17 protein-coding genes are annotated in these 17,729 nt (G+C 67.0%); 5 read left to right on the top strand and 12 right to left on the bottom strand.

The features are described from left to right. Window positions 1-3: 3 nt before the first annotated feature. Together KHP16_RS12795 and KHP16_RS12790 are read right to left on the bottom strand one after the other, a co-directional pair. Window positions 4-1,155: a mandelate racemase/muconate lactonizing enzyme family protein gene (locus KHP16_RS12795; RefSeq protein WP_109582961.1), complete on the bottom strand. Its 1,152-nt coding sequence runs from the start codon at window positions 1,153-1,155 to the stop codon at window positions 4-6. A 43-nt stretch (window positions 1,156-1,198) separates the two neighbouring features. Beyond that, window positions 1,199-2,194: an NAD(P)-dependent oxidoreductase gene (locus KHP16_RS12790; RefSeq protein WP_211960313.1), complete on the bottom strand. Its 996-nt coding sequence runs from the start codon at window positions 2,192-2,194 to the stop codon at window positions 1,199-1,201. A gap of 165 nt (window positions 2,195-2,359) precedes the next feature. Here KHP16_RS12790 and KHP16_RS12785 point away from each other — a divergent pair, with 165 nt between their 5' ends. The 3 genes from KHP16_RS12785 to KHP16_RS12775 all read left to right on the top strand — a co-directional run bounded on the left by KHP16_RS12785 (window position 2,360) and on the right by KHP16_RS12775 (window position 4,702). Then, entirely contained in the window at window positions 2,360-3,403 is a 1,044-nt protein-coding gene (locus KHP16_RS12785) for a tripartite tricarboxylate transporter substrate binding protein (RefSeq protein WP_244835781.1), read from the top strand. Window positions 3,404-3,545: 142 nt separating this feature from the next. Further along, window positions 3,546-4,457 carry a YihY/virulence factor BrkB family protein gene (locus KHP16_RS12780; protein WP_211960311.1) on the top strand — a complete coding sequence of 304 codons (912 nt, stop codon included), beginning with the start codon at window positions 3,546-3,548 and terminating at the stop codon, window positions 4,455-4,457. A gap of 14 nt (window positions 4,458-4,471) precedes the next feature. Next, complete coding sequence (locus KHP16_RS12775; RefSeq protein ID WP_109582968.1) at window positions 4,472-4,702, top strand: hypothetical protein; 231 nt, start codon at window positions 4,472-4,474, stop codon at window positions 4,700-4,702. Between the two features lie 18 nt (window positions 4,703-4,720). Here the strand turns inward: KHP16_RS12775 and KHP16_RS12770 are convergent, their stop codons facing one another. Beyond that, window positions 4,721-5,137: a DUF1801 domain-containing protein gene (locus tag KHP16_RS12770; protein ID WP_109582970.1), complete on the bottom strand. Its 417-nt coding sequence runs from the start codon at window positions 5,135-5,137 to the stop codon at window positions 4,721-4,723. Between the two features lie 74 nt (window positions 5,138-5,211). Further along, on the bottom strand, window positions 5,212-6,477 hold the full coding sequence (locus KHP16_RS12765; protein WP_211960310.1) for a 4-aminobutyrate--2-oxoglutarate transaminase: 1,266 nt from the start codon (window positions 6,475-6,477) through the stop codon (window positions 5,212-5,214). 112 nt (window positions 6,478-6,589) lie between these two features. Here KHP16_RS12765 and pdxR point away from each other — a divergent pair, with 112 nt between their 5' ends. Both pdxR and KHP16_RS12755 read left to right on the top strand, forming a co-directional pair. After that, on the top strand, window positions 6,590-8,149 hold the full coding sequence (pdxR, locus tag KHP16_RS12760; protein ID WP_342344356.1) for a MocR-like pyridoxine biosynthesis transcription factor PdxR: 1,560 nt from the start codon (window positions 6,590-6,592) through the stop codon (window positions 8,147-8,149). Between the two features lie 59 nt (window positions 8,150-8,208). Continuing rightward, complete coding sequence (locus KHP16_RS12755; protein WP_121491439.1) at window positions 8,209-8,985, top strand: IclR family transcriptional regulator; 777 nt, start codon at window positions 8,209-8,211, stop codon at window positions 8,983-8,985. Between the two features lie 3 nt (window positions 8,986-8,988). On the opposite strand, the gene KHP16_RS12750 is transcribed toward KHP16_RS12755, so the two are convergent. From KHP16_RS12750 to KHP16_RS12715, 8 genes are all read right to left on the bottom strand, one after another. Next, window positions 8,989-9,744, bottom strand: a complete 756-nt coding sequence (locus KHP16_RS12750) for a class II aldolase/adducin family protein (protein ID WP_109583695.1) — start codon at window positions 9,742-9,744, stop codon at window positions 8,989-8,991. Window positions 9,745-9,785: 41 nt separating this feature from the next. Beyond that, entirely contained in the window at window positions 9,786-10,460 is a 675-nt protein-coding gene (locus KHP16_RS12745; RefSeq protein ID WP_121491440.1) for an FMN-binding negative transcriptional regulator, read from the bottom strand. A 10-nt stretch (window positions 10,461-10,470) separates the two neighbouring features. Next, window positions 10,471-11,457: an alpha/beta hydrolase fold domain-containing protein gene (locus KHP16_RS12740; RefSeq protein WP_244835780.1), complete on the bottom strand. Its 987-nt coding sequence runs from the start codon at window positions 11,455-11,457 to the stop codon at window positions 10,471-10,473. An 80-nt stretch (window positions 11,458-11,537) separates the two neighbouring features. Continuing rightward, window positions 11,538-12,476 (bottom strand): 2-hydroxyacid dehydrogenase, encoded by a 939-nt coding sequence (locus tag KHP16_RS12735; RefSeq protein ID WP_244835779.1) that lies wholly within the window; start codon window positions 12,474-12,476, stop codon window positions 11,538-11,540. Continuing rightward, complete coding sequence (locus KHP16_RS12730; protein ID WP_211960309.1) at window positions 12,473-14,203, bottom strand: ABC transporter ATP-binding protein; 1,731 nt, start codon at window positions 14,201-14,203, stop codon at window positions 12,473-12,475. The genes KHP16_RS12735 and KHP16_RS12730 overlap by 4 nt, the downstream gene beginning before the upstream one ends. A gap of 2 nt (window positions 14,204-14,205) precedes the next feature. Further along, entirely contained in the window at window positions 14,206-15,072 is an 867-nt protein-coding gene (locus KHP16_RS12725) for an ABC transporter permease (protein ID WP_109582984.1), read from the bottom strand. Between the two features lie 22 nt (window positions 15,073-15,094). Next, on the bottom strand, window positions 15,095-16,036 hold the full coding sequence (locus KHP16_RS12720; RefSeq protein WP_109582986.1) for an ABC transporter permease: 942 nt from the start codon (window positions 16,034-16,036) through the stop codon (window positions 15,095-15,097). 33 nt (window positions 16,037-16,069) lie between these two features. Then, on the bottom strand, window positions 16,070-17,683 hold the full coding sequence (locus KHP16_RS12715) for an ABC transporter substrate-binding protein (protein WP_211960308.1): 1,614 nt from the start codon (window positions 17,681-17,683) through the stop codon (window positions 16,070-16,072). Window positions 17,684-17,729 lie beyond the last annotated feature (46 nt).

The raw sequence follows: 17,729 nt of genomic DNA, 5'->3' as shown, positions 1-17,729 counted from the left end.
GCGTCAGAACTTCACGACGTAGCCCGGGCCATCGATGAACGGGTATTCCTTGAAGATGCCCTCGTCGATGTCGAGCCCGAGGCCCGGCTTGTCGAGCGGGCGGACGTAGCCGTCGCCGTCTGCATGGAACGCGGGGCCGAACATGTCGCGGAACGGGTTGAAGTGCGACACGCACGCTTCGAAATACCCCGGGTTGTCCACGGCCGCCAGCATGTGCACGCAGGCCGAATGGTTCAGGCCCGTGGCCGAGCTGTGCGGATGCACCTTGTAGCCCCAGGCGGAGACCAGCGCGCCGATGCGCATGCCTTCGGTCACGCCGCCGGTCTTCGACAGATCTGGCTGAAACACCTGCACCGCGCGCTCTTCGATCAGGCGGGCGAAGTCGTAGCGCGTGTAGTGATTCTCTCCGGCCGCGAGGGGCACGCGCGTGCTCAGCGCGCCGGCGGCGCGGTAGCCGCCGAAGTTGTCGCAGGCAAACGGTTCTTCCAGCCAGCCGATGCCGGCTTCCTCGAGAACGGGCATCAGGCGGCGGACTTCGTCGATCGTGTACGCCGCGTTGACGTCGGTGAGGATGTCGATGCCGTTGCCGAGCGCCTTGCGGACGTGCAGCACGCGGGCGCAGTCGTCGGCCACGTTGTCGCCGAGGCGCAGTTTCAGCGCCTGATAGCCCGCGTCCACGTACTGCTGGGCTTCCGCCGCCAGCGACTCCGGCGCCTGAAAGCCCAGCGCGATGCCGCCCGCATACGCCTTGATCTTCTTGCTGCTGCCGCCGAGCAGTTTGTACAGCGGCTGGTTGCAGAGCTTGCCGCGTACGTCCCACAGCGCCATGTCGATGCCGGACAGCGCGAGCGATGCACCCGCACCCATGCCATGGCTGGCCAGCTGCATCTTGTGGATGCGGCTCCAGACGCCGTTGGTGTCGAAGGCGTCCATGCCAACCGCCAGCGGCGCCATCGTATTGGCGATCAGGCTTGTGACGGCGCCGGGGCTGCGGCCCGGATGCGCTTCGCCGTAGCCGATCACGCCGCATTCGGTCTCCACGCGCACGATGATCGCGTCGCGCTTGATGGTGCTGCCGATGCCGAGCTTGACCGTCTTGCCTTCGGGCAGGCGGAACGACAGCGGGATGGCCTGGATGGATTTGATTTTCGACATGCTGGGGTGTCTCCTCTTTGACGATGCCTTGTGAATCTGGAAGTTATTGCGGCGCGATGCCCAATGCCGTCCATCGCGCCCGGATGGCGGCTTCGGCGTCGCGGTTGACCCAATGCGGCGGCAGGCGGCCTGCCAGGACGTCGAGCACTTGCGCGGCGGCGCCCATGCTCATCGCATGCAGGCTCTGCGCCGAGATGCCCGCCATATGGGGTGTCAGGCGCGCGGTGGGACATGCGAACAGCGGATCGCCGGCGGGCAGCGGCTGCGTGTCGAACACGTCGAGCGCGGCGCCCGCGATCCGCGACGATCGCAAGGCGTCATACAGCGCGAGGCGATCGACGACCGCACCGCGGGCCACGTTGATCAGGAACGCCGTCGGCTTCATGCGCGCGAGCTGAGCGGCGCCGATCATGCCGCGCGTCTCGGACGTCAGCGGACACGTGAGGACGAGGTAGTCCGCCTGCGACAGCGCGTCGTCGATCGGCACGTATTCGGCATGGGTCTCGCGCGTGCCCGTGCGCTTCGGATGCACGCCGAGCACGCGCATGCCGAAGCCCGCCGCGCACATCGCCGCCACGCGGCGGCCGATCTCGCCCATGCCGACGATGGCCACGGTCTTGCCGCCGATCTGCTGCCCATGGTCGGCGATCAGGCGGCTCTCGCTCCACGATGCGGAGCGCATGAGCCGGTCCATGTCCGCGAACCGCCGGGAAAGCGCGAGCATCTGGCCCAGTACGTATTCCGCGACGGCGACGGCGTTCACTGCCGGCACGTTCGCCACGAGCACGCCTCGGGCGGAGGCGGCTTCGACGGGAATCATGTCGAGCCCGACGCCATGGCGGATCACGGCGCGCAGCCTCGGTGCGCGATCGAACAGTTCGGATGGGATGCGATTGCGGACGATCACCACTTCGGCATCGGCGAGATCGTCGGCGTAGGCCGCGCCGTCGCGCCAGGGGCGGATGTCGAAGTTCGAGGCTTGCTGCAACCGCGTCTGGGCCTCGGGGTGGATGCGGTCCGTGCTGATAACGGTAGCCATGCCTTGTCGGACGGATTCCATGCGTCTGGGGTCTCGCGCTCTGGGCGCTCTAGGGGATAACGCTAAGTGGTCATATTTGTTTGGTACTACCAGTTTGGTATGGTAAGTTCCACCTGACGCCTACGTCAACCCACTCAACCACACAAGATGGTGAAGGAGACAACCATGATCACGACTCGCATCGCGGTGGCAAACCCGCGCCTGCCCGCCTCATCGTTACCCATGTCCTCCGCCGGCCGGCTGCTGGCGATGGCGCTGCTCGGCGCGCTCGCGGTGGCCGCCGCCCCGGTCCGCGCCGCGGAGGGCGACAACTATCCCGACAAGCCCATGCGCATCGTCGTGCCGTACACGCCCGGCGGGTTCAACGACACGCTTGCCCGCACCACCGCGGAGAAGCTCACGGCCAAGTGGAAGCAGTCCGTGGTGGTGGACAATCGGCCGGGGGGCAATACGGTGATCGGCAACAGCCTCGTGGCGAAATCCCCGGCGGACGGCTATACGCTTCTGATCACGCCGCTGCCATTCGCCGCGCTGCCGGCGCTATACGGCAACCGGCTGCCGTACAACGCGACGAAGGACTTCACCCCTGTGGTGTGGGCCGCGAGCACGCAGAACGTGTTGGTCTCACGCCCGGACCTCGGGCTCACGACGGTGAAGGACGTCATCGAGTTCGCGAAGAAGCAACCGGGCAAGCTCAACTACGGTTCCACGGGCGCGGGGTCGTCCAACCATCTGTCGATGGAGCTGTTCAACAAGATGACGGGCACGCGCATGACGCATATCCCGTACAAGGGCAGCAGCCCCGCGGTGGTGGCCCTGCTCGGCGGCGAAACCGACCTGATGTTCGACAACCTGCCGAACGTGATTCAGCAACTGCGGGCAGGCAAGTTCAAGGCGATCGCGGTGACGGGGCAGACGCGATCGCCGCTTCTGCCGGATGTGCCAACGGTGGCCGAATCCGGCGTCCCCGGTTATGAGGTCAACGTGTGGTTCGGCATCCAGGCCCCGGCCGGCACACCGGCCCCGATCGTCCAGAAACTCAACGAGGAAATCGTCCGCTCGCTGGCGGAGGCCGACGTGGTCAAACGCTTCCGCGACCAGGGCGTGGAAGTCGTCGGCAGCTCGCCCGCGAAATTCGGCACGCTGGTGGAGTCGGAGATCCGGAAGTGGGGCGAGGTGGTGCGGGAGGCGAAGGTGCAGCTGGAATAGGAAGGCGGAGCGCTACGCTATGACGGGACCGGCAGAGGTTGGGAAATCGGCGAAACTCCTACAGACCCTTGAGCCTGCGCCGTCTGGTGATGGCGCGGTAGCCGTCCCATAATGGCCGCACGAGCGACCTTCGGAGGTTTCGATGCGGTTACCCGACGCCCGCGTGCTGCTGCGCAGCGCGTGGCGCTTCTTCTGGCATACGCTGGCGCAGTTCCGTGCGAACCAGGGGTTGTTGCTCGCTGGGGCGGTGGGCTATTACGCCCTGCTGTCCATCGTTCCGCTGCTGATCCTGCTCGTCATCGCGGTCTCGCATTTCGTGGATCCGGATCTGCTGCTGACGACGGTGGCGCGTTATCTCGAGTGGGTCGTACCGGGGCAATCGCGCGCGCTCATCGGCGAGCTCGCCGCGTTTCTGCATCATCGCGGCACCTCTGGCTGGGTGTTGCTGGCGACCATGTTGTTCTTCAGTTCGCTGGCCTTCACCGTGCTCGAAAACGCCATGTCGGTCATCTTTATTCACCGCGTGGCCATCCGGCGGCGGCACTTCCTCGTTTCGGCGGTGCTGCCCTACTGCTACATCGCGGTCCTGAGCGTCGGACTGCTGGTCGTCACAGTGGTGTCGGGCGGCCTGCTCGCCATCGGCGAACGCCATCTGGACGTCCTCGGCCATGAATGGTCGCTGGACCGCCTTTCCACCAGCCTTCTCTACATGCTTGGCTTCCTCGGCGAGGTCATGATGCTGACGTCCATCTACATGGTCATGCCGGTGGGCCGCCTCTCCCTGCGCCGCGCGCTCGCGGGCGCCCTGCTTGCCGCGGTCCTCTGGGAAATCTCACGGCATCTGCTGGTGTGGTACTTCACGTCGCTGTCGCAGGTCAGCCGCGTGTATGGCTCGCTCACCACCGCCATCATCGTCCTCTTGAGCCTGGAAATCGCCGCGGCATTGCTGCTGCTCGGCGCGCAGGTGATCGCCGAACTGGAGCGAGGCGACTGGAAAAAGAACCCCGCCGCGCCGGACCAGACAGGCGACAAGACGGGCGAATTCAGGACATGACGAGCGACGACGCCATGAAGACCTACCGAAACCTCAGCGGCACCTCGAACATCAAGTGCTACGACATCACCGACGACGGCATCATCGTCGTCTTCAAGTCGGGATCGGAACCGCACTACCTCTACAACCACCTCAGCGCGGGCAAGCCGATCGTGGACCAGATGAAGAAGCTGGCCACACAGGGACGCGGGCTATGCACGTATATCTCGACGACCGTCAAGGACCGGTACGCGAAGAAGTGGTAGGCCGGATGCGAGCAAGGCCTACGTGGCCGACGGTCCCGAGCGAACAGAGCCCGCCCGGTTCAACTCGACTGCCGCCCGAATCAGCGCTCGCAGGGCCGCTTCGTCGATGTCGTCGCCCTCGTGGATGTCGATGGCGCGGCGGGTGTTGCCCTCCAGGCTGGCGTTGAAGAGGCCGGTGGGGTCCGGGAGGGAGGCGCCCTTGGCGAAGGTCATTTTGACGGCGGATTTGTACGTTTCGCCGGTGCACAACATGCCGTGATCGGACCAGACCGGGACGCCGCGCCATTTCCATTCCTCGATGGCGTCGGGGGCGGCGGTGTGGATGATCCTGCGGATGCGGGCCAGGGTCTGGCCGCGCCAGTCGGCGAGTTCTCGAATGCGGGCGTCGATAAGTTCGGCGGCGGGCGCCGCAAGGGGCGAGTCGGTTTTTGCCATGGGGGTCTCCTTGGTCCGGACTTCGGTGTTTTGCGGCAGCATAAACGATCGAAGTCCGGACGAGCCGGAGCGCGTTACTCGACCAGCGCCTTCTCGAGAATCGCCAGTGCCGCGTCGAACTGCGCCTGCGGGATGGTCAGCGGGTACAGGAAGCGGATGACGTTGCCATGCACGCCGCACGTCAGCAGGATCAGGCCGGCTTCCAGTGCCCGGGTCTGGACGCGTTTGGCGGCGTCGGGACTGGGGGCGCCGGTGGCGGGATCGGTGAACTCGGCGGCGATCATCGAGCCGACGCCCCGGACCTCCGCGAGCGACGGGCAGCGCGGGCGGAGCGATAGCAGATGCTCCGTCAGTTGCGTGCCCAATGCCGCGGCCCGCTCGCACAGTCGTTCTTCCGTGATGACGTCGATCACCGCGTGGGCCGCGGCCACGGCCAGCGGGTTGCCCGCGTAGGTACCGCCGAGCCCGCCCGGCTGTGGGGCGTCCATGATCTCGGCGCGGCCGCATACCGCCGACAGCGGCATGCCGCCGGCCAGGCTCTTGGCCATCGTGATCAAGTCCGGCTCGACATCGTAATGCGACATCGCGAACAGCTCGCCCGTGCGCGCGAAGCCCGTCTGCACCTCGTCGGCGATGAGCACGATGCCATGGCGGTCGCACACCGCCCTCAGTCCGCGCATGAAATCGGCCGGCGCGGGATGAAACCCGCCCTCCCCCTGCACCGGTTCGATGACGATCGCGGCCACGCGCGACGGATCGATGTCGGTCTTGAACAACGAGGCCAGATCGTCGAGCGCCTGCGCCGTCGTCACGCCGCGCAGCGTGTTCGGGAACGGCGTGTGGTAGACGTCCGCCGGAAACGGACCGAAGCCAACCTTGTACGGCACGACCTTGCCCGTCATCGCCATGCCCAGCAGCGTGCGGCCATGGAACGCGCCCGAGAATGCGATCACGCCCGGACGTCCCGTATGCGCGCGGGCGATCTTGACGGCGTTTTCCACCGCCTCCGCGCCTGTCGTGAACAGCGCGGTCTTCTTGACGCCGCCGATCGGCACCAGCGCATTGATCCGCTCCGCGAGCGCGACGTAACCCTGATACGGGACGATCTGGTAGGCCGTATGCGTGAAGCGGCCAAGCTGCCCGGCAATGGCGTCCACCACGCGCGGATGCCGATGGCCCGTGTTCAGCACGGCAATCCCCGCCGCGAAGTCCGTGAAGGCCTGGCCTTCGACGTCCCACAGCGTCGCGTTCTCCGCGCGGTCCGCGTAGAAATCGCACATCACGCCGACGCCGCGCGGCGTGGCCAGGGTACGGCGTTGATCGATATCGAGATTTTTCATGGCGATGAGGTGTTGGGGTGGATGGCGCGGGGATGGCGTGGGGGATGGCGAGATTTCAATCCCATTTGGCTCTACAATCCAGCACCGCTTTGATAAATCTCCTGGTGCCAAATTGAAGTCGATCTGCGCCGATCTGTTGCTGCAACGCATGGGCCCCGATGGGGTGGCATCGCTGGAGAGGCCGCTCAACCGCGCGCTGTATGCCTGCGTGCGCGGCGCGATTCAGGATGGGAGCCTCGCGCCGTCCACGCGCATGCCGCCGCAGCGGGACCTTGCGGCCGAACTCGGGCTCTCGCGCAATACGGTGATGTTTGCGTACGAGCAGTTGCTGGCCGAGGGCTACCTCACGGCGCGCACGGGCAGCGGCACCTTTGTGGCCGATACCGCGCCGGAGCGGTTTCTCCATGCCGGCGTCGCCGCCACGCCGCATGCCGGCACATCCCACGCCACCGCCGCCCACGCCACCGCCGCCCACGCCACCCACGCCCACGCGGCGGCGCCCATGCAAGGCCTGTCGCCGCGCGGCCAGCGGCTGATCGCCAATGCATCGGCCTCCCCCACGCAGTGGGGCGCGTTCATGCCCGGCGTGCCTGACCTCGTCCGCTTTCCGCATCGCCGCTACGCCCAGATCGCCGCGCGGCTATGGCGCCAGCCGCATCCCGAATGGCTCAGCTACAGCCACGGTGGCGGCCTCCCCGCACTGCGCGAAGCCGTCGCGGCCCACCTGCGCGTGGCGCGCTCCGTGCGTTGCGACGCGTCGCAGGTGCTCATCACCGAAGGCATCCATCAGGCGATCGACCTCGTGGTGCGCATGCTGGGCACGCCCGGCGAAACGGCATGGGTGGAAGAGCCCAGCTACTGGGGCATCCGCGGCGTGCTGGAAGTGAGCGACATCGGCATGGTGCCGATGCCCGTGGATGCCGAAGGCATGACGCTGCCCGCCAGCGGCGACGCGCGCTTCGGCTACTGGCGCCGTCCCGCGCCCCGCTTCATCTTCGTCACGCCCTCGCATCAGTACCCGCTCGGCGCGGTGCTGACCCTGAAGCGCCGGCGCGAACTGCTCGAGTTCGCGCGCCGCGAAGGCAGCTGGATCGTCGAGGACGACTACGACAGCGAATTCCGCTTCTCGGGGCAGCCGATTCCCTCGCTGCAGGGACTGGAGCCCGATGCCCCCGTGATCTATATCGGCACGTTCAGCAAGACGCTCTATCCGGGCCTGCGGATGGGGTATATGGTGCTGCCGCCCGCCATCGCCCCGGCATTCCAGACCGCCCATGCCGAGCTCTATCGCGCGGGACACCTGATGACGCAGGCGACGGTGGCGGAGTTCATGCAGGCGGGAGACTATGCCGCGCACATTCGCCGGATGCGGCCCCTGTATGCGCGGCGCCGGGCGATCCTGGCCGGACTGATCGAGCGGTATCTGGGACCGGGCGCGCTCCACGCGCATACCAGCAATGCCGGATTGCATCTCGTGATGCGGTTGCCGGATAACGCGGACGATGTCGCCGTCGCCGCGCGGGCCGGGGCGCGCGGGATCATGGTCCGGCCGCTGTCGCGGTATTACATGGGGCCGTCGGCCGAGCGCGGCCTGCTGCTCGGTTACGCGTGTGTGCCGGAGGAAGCGATCGCGCCCGCCTTTCAGACGCTGCTGGAATGCCTGCGCGCGTAAGGAAGACCCGCTGGTATTGATATAAGATACCGAGCATTCGATATTCAATACTGCCCGCCATGAGCGAACGCACCAACACGCTATTCGTCCAGTCGCTGGCCAAGGGCCTGAGCCTGCTGGAGGCCTTCGCCGACCGCCCGGGACCGCTGACGCTGAACGAGCTGGCCACCGTCTGCGACATGGACCGCAGCGCCGTTCAGCGGATGGCCCACACGCTCGTGGCGCTCGGCTATCTGGAACGCGGCGCCAACGGCAAGGCCTTTCTGCCGGGGAAGAAGATTCTCGAGCGGACGTTCGACTATCTGCGCAGCGTGCCGCTGCTCGAACGCGCGACGCCGCTCATCGTCGACCTGCAGCGGGAGTCCGGCGAACGCGTGGAACTCAGCCTGTTCGACGACCTGACGATCATCTTCGCGCTGCGCCGCCAGACCAAGCGGCAGACGTACACGACCACGCTGATCGGGCGGCGCCTGGCCACGATCCATACGGCGAGCGGCCGCGCGGTGATGTCCCACATGAGCGACGAACAGGTCGATGACATCCTCGCGCGCAGCACCTCGGAGCCATTGACCCGCAAGACTGTCACCGACCCGGACGACATCCGGGAACTCGTGCGGCGCTGCCGCGCGGACGGTTACGCGGTGGCGGCCGAGGAAAGCATGCTCGGCGAGATCAATCTGGCCAGCGCCATCCTCGACCACGAGGGCCGTCCGATCGCGGCGATCGACATCTCCGGCTCGCTGGCGGACTGGAGCATCGAGGACTTCGCCCGCCGCTTCGCGCCGCTGCTGATGAGCGGCACCAAGGCGCTCAGCGGCAAACCGGGTCTGTCATAGACCTTACAGCAGACGGATGGCAGCGTTCCACACGCGCTGACAATACTCGGGCGCGGTCGGACGCTCGAACTGGCGCGCGGTTTTCTCGCAGACTTCCGGCGAGGGATACACGAGTTCCGCGCCGCCCGACGTCGCCTTGATCTGCGCCTGGCACGCCCGCTCCAGGTAATAGATATTGACGAACGCCTCCTGGATCGTATTGCCCGCGGCCAGCAGGCCGTGGTTGCGCAGGATCATCGCCTTGTGGTTGCCGAGGTCCGCCACCAGCCGCTCGCGTTCCTCGAGTTCGAGCGCGATGCCCTCGTACTCGTGATACGCCAGCCGGTTATAGAACCGCAGCGAATGCTGGGACAGCGGCAGCAGGCCTTTGCGCTGGGCGGATACCGCAATGCCGTCGGCCGTATGGGTGTGGATGACGCACGCCAGATCGTGGCGGGCCATGTGCACCGCCGAATGGATCGTGAAGCCCGCCGCATTGACGCGCTGCAGCGCAGAATCGCCGTTCTCGACGGCACGGCCCTCGGTATCGATCTTGACCAGCGTTTCCGGGCGCATCTCATGGAACAGCACGCCGTAGCGGTTGATCAGGAAGTGGTCTTCGCTCCCCGGCACGCGCGCGCTGATGTGCGTGTCGATGAGGTCGGTCATGCGGAAGTGCGCGATCAGCCGGTACAGCAGCGACAGGTCGCGGCGCACCGTGGCTTCGGTCTGCGGCTCGTTGAGGCCGGCGAGCGGATCGGAAAACGCGTCTGGTTCCACGGGCGGCGCGGTAGTTACCGTGGCAATCACATCGTCGAGGTTCAAGGTCTACTCCCGGTGTCTGAAACGGCTTGGTGATATTGCGTCTGCATATCGGCATGGTCGCGCATCAGCGCGGCCACCGCCACTCCCTGCGGCTCCCCCAGTGCCTCCAGCGCCGCGATCACGCCAGCGCGATCGGCCACGGACTTGTCCTGGTTGAGCTTCATCTTGCCTTCCAGCGTGGCGATGGGAATCCGCACGCCCGCGATCGCGCCCATTCGCTGGCGCGTGACCTCGGCGGGCATCCCCTCCAGCGTCCACGCGCCGCCTGCGGGGCGCAAAGGCATATCGTATCGCGCAACGGTCCGTTCGAGGAGATCCAGCACGGCTTCCGGCTCATCCAGCACAGTCGGCACGCCGCGCGCATGCACCGCAGTGTAATTCCAGGTGGGGAACGTGTGGCGATTCTCGTACCAGCTCGGCGAGACGAACGCATGCGGCCCCTGGAAGACGACGAGCGCCTCCGCGCCCGCGCGAAGGTCCGCCAGCTGCGCGTTGGCCCGCGCCATGTGGGTATAGAGCACGGGCTCGCGGGACGTGTCGAGCAGGAACGGCAGATGCGTGACGTTGACGCGCGCGCCGCCGAACGTGATGAGCGACGCAAAGCTGTGGGCGCGCATGAAGGCATGCAGCGCGCCGGCGTCACGCTCGGCATAGGCGGGGGGTGTGTACATGGCGCCCTCCTCAGCCAGCCTTGCGCCGCAGCCAGCGCGCAGTATCGTCGAACGCCTCCACGGCGACGTCGGCGATCGACACCGCCTCCAGGAAGCTGTGCACCGTGCCCGGATAGACCTTCGATTCCACGTCGGCCCCGATCGCGCGCAGGCGGCGGTCGAGCTCGATGTTGTCGTCATACAGCGGATCGCATTCCGTGATGACCATGAACAATGGCGGCAGGTTCTCGAGCGAATCGCCGAGGATGTTGTACCGGCGGTCGTAGAAGTCCTCGCCCCGGCCAATATGCAGGCCGCGGAACCAGATCATCATGTGCAGCGACAGGCCATAGTCCCCCGCGCCATAGCGCACGACCGAATTGCGGAACAGGTTGTTGCTGTACGCGCCATAGTTCAGCACCGCGCCGCGCAGCAGGCCCGTGTCGCCCTCGTCGCGCAATGTCAGGCACGTGCCCATCGAGAGGTTGCCGCCGGCCGAATCCCCGCCGACGAACAGCTGCTTCGGATCGATACCCAGCGTCGCCGCCTCCGCATGGACCCAGCGCACGACATCGACGCACTCTTCCAGCGGCTGCGGGAATCTGGCTTCCGGCGCGCGCGTGTAGTCGATGCCGATGACGACGATGCCCGCGCGCTCGGCATACTCACGCATCACGCGGTCATGCGTGTCGATGCTGAAGAGCACGAAGCCGCCGCCATGGATATAGACGAACGCGCCCGGCATGGCGCGCTGGCGCGGCGTGTAAATGCGGATGCGCACGGGGCCGTGCCGCGTCGACACATATCGCTCCTGCGTGTCGGCCATCTCCGGGCCGCCCTGCGCCCACGGCGCGCGAACGGCCTCGCCGATGCGGCGGCCTTCGGCGATCGAGACGGTATCGCGGCGCGGATACTTCGCGGCATCGGCCGCCATCTTCTTGAGGAATTCACGGATCTGCGGGTCCACGGGTGCCGGCGCGCCAGTGGGCAGGGTGAAGGCGGGATCTTCGGGGTGCATCGAAACTCCGGTGTCGGTCGGACGGACGAGTCGTCCTGATCGGTTGTTCTGGGTGAGTTGTTTTGGGGACAGGCGCCGCGTCAATAGCCGCGCGCGAGATCGACGGCATTGCGCAGCGGCTCCCCGGCGTCCAGCCGCGCGATATTGGCGGCCACCTGGGTCACGATCTCCGCCGATGTCGCCATCGATGCCATGTGCGGCGTCACCACGACGGCCGGGTTTCGCCATAGCGGGCTGTCCTCGGGCAGCGGCTCCGCTGGGAAAACATCGAGGACGGCGCCGCGCAGATGCCCGCTGGCCAGCGCGTCGGTAAGCGCATCGGGCACCAGATGCTCGCCACGGCCGCAGTGCACGAGCGCCGCGCCGCGCGGCAGCTGCGCGAACGTGCGCGCGCCGAGGATGCCGCGGGTGGCGTCGGTCAGCGGCAGCAGGCAGATCAGGATGTCCGTGCGCGCAAGAAAAGGCGCAAGCCCTTCGTCCCCATGCCACGTCGCGACCCCGTCGATCTCGCGCGGCGATCGCGCCCAGCCACCGACGTCGTAGCCGTCGTCGCGCAGCGTGCGCGCGACCACGCCGCCGAGCTCGCCAAGCCCCATGACACCGACCCGACACTCGGACGCCGTGCGCAGCGGCAGCCGCGACCACACACGCTCGCGCTGCTGCATCGCCATGCGGTCGAAGTCTCGATGGAAGTACAGCACCGACCAGCGGACGTATTCGATCATCCCCTGCGTCAGACCCGGCTCGACCACGCGGCAGACGGGCAGTCCACGCGTGTCCTGGCCATCCAGAATGTTATCCACGCCGGCCGCGATGCCGTGGATCAGGCGCAGGCGCGGCATACGCGCGTAGACGCCCGGCGGTGGGGTCCAGCACACGGCGATATCGGCCTCGAGGCAGCGCGGGTCCGGCCACACGAAGACTTCCGCGTGCGGCAGCGCGTCCGCCATCAGCGGCCCAAAGTAGTCGAGCGCCGCGGACTGGCTGATGAAAGCGATACGGGTCGGTGCGAGGGTCATGCGAGACGTGCCTCCATGAAAGCCGGCGAGCCGCCGGCGGGTAGCTGTTGACCGGCCAGCGCGGCGGCGGAGGCGCCCGTCGCCTCCGCGCCTTGCTGACCGGGGATGGCCGCGACGAGATCGCGCGTATAGGCGCTTTGCGGCCGCAGGAAGACGTCCCGCGCGCTGCCCGCCTCCACGATCTGGCCGCGCTGCATCACGACGATGCGATGGCACAACCGCGCCGCCACACGCAGGTCGTGCGTAATGAAAACGATGCTCACGCCGAGCCGCTCGCGAATCGACTCGAGCAGGTCGAGGATCTGCGCCTGCACGGAGACGTCCAGCGCGGAGACGGCTTCGTCGGCGATCAGGATCTCGGGATCCATCATGAGCGCGCGCGCGATCGACAGCCGTTGCCGCTGGCCGCCGGAGAACTCGTGCGGATAGCGGTCCAGCGCGCTGACGTCCATGCTCACGAGCTGGAGCATCTCGCGCATGCGGGCCTCCACGTCCGCGTGGCTCGCACCGACGTTCTTCGCGAAATTCATCGGCCCTTCGGCCAGCGTGCGCCCGATGGTCAGGCGCGGATTGAACGAGCGGAAGGGGTCCTGGAACACCATCTGCACGCGCTTGCGCCACGCGCGCGAGGCATGGCGGTCCATCGACGACAGGGACTGGCCGTCGAGTTCGATGTCCCCGGACGTCGGCGTATTGAAACGCGCGATGCAGCGGCCGAGCGTGCTCTTGCCCGAGCCCGACTCGCCGACGATGCCGAGCGTCTCCCCGCGCCGGACCGACAGCGACACGGCGTCGAGCGCGAGCACGCTGCGGCGCCGCGAGCGGAACATCGAGCGCGTCTCGAAGCGCATCGTGAGATCGCGCACGGCCAACGCAGTGGGCGCGGACTCGGGCAGTGGTGGCGCGCGGAAATCCCCACGGGGGCGGGCGTCCAGCAGCCGCTGGGTATACGCATGGCGCGGGCGGTTCAGCACCTCGTCGGCGGTGCCCTGCTCGACGATGCGCCCGGACTGCATGACGATGACGCGATCGGCGATCTCGGCGACCACGTCGAAGTCGTGCGTGATGAAGAGCACGCCATTGTCGTGATGACCGGACAGCTCCTTGAGCAGCCGCAGCACCTGCGCCTGCGACGTGACGTCGAGCGCCGTGGTCGGCTCGTCCGCGATGATCAGTCCGGGCTCCATGGCCAGCGCCATCGCGATCATCACGCGCTGGCGCTGCCCGCCGGACAGCTGGTGCGGATAGGCATGGCGAATCGTCTCCGGCTGCGGCAGGTGCACGTCCGCCAGCAACGCGAGCACGCGGCGGTCGCGCGCGGCGGTATCCATGTCCTTCGCGTGGAACGTAAAAACCTCCGCGATCTGGTCGCCGATGCGCATCAGCGGGTTGAGCGCGGTCATCGGCTCCTGGAAGATCATGGCCATGCGGTGGCCGCGCAGCACCTGCAGCTCCGCCGGAGAGGCCCGCGTGATGTCCTGCCCCGCGAGCAGGATCTGGCCCGATTCGACCTTCAGCACGTCGCGCGGCAGCAAACCCATCACGGCGCTCGATGTCACGGATTTGCCGGACCCCGATTCGCCCACGATGCAGACCGTTTCCCGGGGGCGGACGGTCAGCGACACGTCCTGCACCGCGTGACGGCGATCGCCGCCATCGGGCAGGCGGACGGTCAGGTGACGGACCTCGAGGACCGGCGGAGAGTCTTGTTCAATGGCTCGCGACATTGTCAGCCCTTTCTGGTGCGCGACAGGCGCGGATCGAGGCGATCGCGCAGGGCGTCGCCAAATACGTTGACGGAAAGGATCAGCAAGGCAAGAAACACGCCCGGATAGAGCACGATCCACGGCGCGCGCTGAAAGTATGGCCGGCCTTCGGCGATGATCGTGCCAAGGCTTGGAATCTCCGGTGGAAAGCCCAGACCGAGGAAGCCGAGCACCGCTTCGGTGAGGATCGCGGCCGCGCAGACGAACGTCGCCTGCACCACGAGGGGGTTGATGGTGCTGGGCATGATGTGGCGCCACAGCACGGTCAGCGGCGGCGTGCCCGCGCCGATCGACGCCTCCACGTACGGCGCCTCCCGCACGGACAGCACCACGCTGCGGACCAGCCGCGCGATGCGGGGAATCTCGGGGATGGCGATGGCCAGCACCATGGTGACGAGATTGGCCCCGCCGAGCGCGACCATGGCCACGGCCAGCAGCAGGCCGGGCACGGCCATGATGCCGTCCATCACGCGCATGACCGGCGCATCGAGCCGGCGGACGAAACCGGCCGCGAGGCCGATGACGAGGCCGATGGCCACCGACAGCGCGCTGACCAGCGCGGCCAGCATGATCGACAGGCGGCCGCCGTAGAGCACGCGGGCCAGCAGGTCGCGGCCGAGCGAGTCCGTGCCGAGCCAGTACTCGGCCGAGGCGGGCTTGAGCCGCGCGCGCGGCGACAGCGAGGCGGGATCGTGCTGCGCGATATACGGCGCGCAGACCGACGCCACCACGAGCAACAGCAGCAAACCCAGTGCGATCAGCATCGCGCGGTCGCTGGCCACGGCACGCGTGGCGCGCCGGGCGGTTCCGAGAGTCGCGGAGAAACTCATGATTCGGCTCCGTCCACCACGTTCAGTAGCGGATGCGCGGATCGAGCACCACGTAGGCGATGTCGATCAGCAGGTTGATGAACACATACAGGAACGAGAAGAACAGGATCGTGCCCTGCACGACCGGATAGTCACGGGAGAGCACCGCATCGACGATCAGCCGGCCCACGCCGGAGATGTTGAAGACCGTCTCCGTGACCACCACGCCGCTGATCAGCGTGGTCAGCGCCACGCCGACGACCGTGACGATGGGAATCGCCGCGTTTCGCAAGGCATGGCGGAACAGCACGAAGCGCTCCGTCACGCCCTTGGCGCGCGCCGTGCGGACGAAGTCTTCCCCGAGCACGTCAAGCAGACTCGCCCGCGTGATACGCGTGATCAGCGCCACGAAGATCGTGGCCAGCGTAATGACGGGCAGCACCAGATGGGCGAGGTAGTCGCCAAGCCCTTCCGCGACGGGCGTATAGCCCTGCACGGGCAGCCAGTTGAGCTTGACCGAGAAGATCAGGATCAGCAGATACCCGACCACGAAGGCAGGGACGGAGAACGCGAGCACCGCGCCGGCCATGATGCCGCGGTCGGCCAGGCGCCGATGCCGCCATGCGGCCAGCACCCCGAGCGGAACCGCCAGCAACACCGTGAGCAGGATGGCCCCGCCCGCGAGCGAGAACGTCGGGCCGAGCCGGGCGGCGATCAGCGTGGCGACGGGCTGCTTCGACAGTACCGAATGTCCAAGATCGCCCTGCGCGAGCGCGCCCAGCCAGCGCACGTACTGCGTGCCGACGGACTGGTCGAGCCCCATCTCGGTGCGGATCTGCGCGATCGTGTCCTCGCTGGCCATGTCCCCCGCGATCACGCGCGCGGGATCCCCGGGCGCGAGCCGCAACAGCAGGAACACGAGCGTGGCCACGATCAGCATGACCGGGATGGTCGAGATCAGCCGCTTGATAACGATGTCTAGCATGGTCTGCCTCCTTCGCTGCGCGCGTCCATGGCGTCAGGGCTTCGCGGCCCAGAACAGCGGCAGCGGCGCGTCGACCATGTTGGCCAGGCGCTTGCTGTAGCCCTTGTACTTCGAGTACCCGCCCAGCGGCACGAAGAAGACCTGGTCGTAGCTAAGCTTCTGGATGGACGCGGCGATTTGCCTGCGTTTGGCGATGTCGCTTTCTCCGGCGAACTGGTCGCGCAGCTTCTCCATCTCTTCGTTACGCGACCAGCCCACGTAGCCCGCTTCTCCCCGGCCGTCGAGGTTTGGATTGATAACGGGGCTCAGCAGATCCAGGCTGCTGAAGCTCGAATGGAAGATGCTCCAGCCGCCCTGCGCCACGGGTTCCTTTTTCGTGCGACGGGACAGCAGCGTGGCCCAGTCCATCGACTGGATCTCCACGTTGAAGCCCACCTGCTTGAGCGACTGCGCGGTAACGGACGCGAAGCTGGACAGGATCGGCAGGTCCGTCGGATGCAGGATGACCACCTTCGTGCCGTCATAACCGCTCTCCTTGAGCAGCGCCTTCGCGCGCGCGAGGTCCGGCTTCTTCGTCTGCGTGGCGCCCTCTTCCGAGGCATACGGCGACACGCACGTGAGCACCGCGCCGCAGATCTGGTACACGTTGGCGTCGCCGATCTGCGCGTCGAGGTAGTCAGCTTCGCTGAGCGCGGCCAGCGCGGCGCGGCGGACCTTGACGTTGTTGAACGGCGGCTGGTGCCAGTTCATGCGCAGCGTGAACGCATTGCTGTTCTTGCCGTACGGCTTGAGCGCGACGGTCTTGACGCCCTCCAGTTGCGGCATGAGGTCCGGCGGCACGTCCTCGACGAAGTCCACCTCCCCGCTGCGCAGCGCGTTGATCGCCGTCTGTGCGTCGGAGATATTGACCAGCTCGATGCGATCGACGAGCGCGAGCTTGGCGCCCGCAAACGCGGACGGCGCGTCCTTGCGCGGCACGTAGTCGGCGAACTTCACATAGGTCGCCTTGACACCGGGCTGGAAGTCGCCGGCCACGAACTTGTACGGGCCCGAGCCAACGACTTCCGTGATGGCCTGCGACGACGGCGCGGAGGCGATGCGCTTCGGCATGATGAACGGCACGGGCGAGCCGGGCTTGGCGAGCGCGTCGAGCATCAGGCCGAACGGATGCCTGAGGCGCATCTGCACGGTATCGCCGGTGCTTTCCATCTTGTCCATCGACGCCATCAGGCGCTGGCCCATCGGATCGCGCTCGCCCCAGCGCTTGAGCGAAGCCACCACGTCGTCCGCGGTCACCGCCGAACCGTCATGGAACTTCAGGCCCTTGCGCAGCGTGAAGGTGTACGTCAGCTGGTCCGGCGAGACCTTCCAGCTCTCCACCATTTGCGGCTGCGGCTTGCCTGCGGCATCCATCGCAAACAGCGTGTCATAGACCAGATAGCCGTGATTGCGCGTGATGTACGCATTGGTGAGCACGGGGTCGAGCACGCGCAACGGCGCATGCAGCACGATGCGCGCGGTCGTGGGCGACTGGGCGTGCGCGGTCGTGGCGGCCGGTGCCGTGGCGATTGCCGTGACCATTGCCGTTGCGATGGGCAGCACGAGCGGCGCCAGCCAGCGGGAGACAGTGGAAGTGAACGGGTTCATGCCGGTGTCCTTTGATAGCAAAAGCTTGGTAGCCATAACGTTTGAT

The organism is Cupriavidus plantarum (assembly GCF_905397285.1).
GTDB classification, from domain to species: Bacteria; Pseudomonadota; Gammaproteobacteria; order Burkholderiales; family Burkholderiaceae; genus Cupriavidus; species Cupriavidus plantarum.
This window is presented reverse-complemented; position numbering and strand designations above follow the sequence as displayed.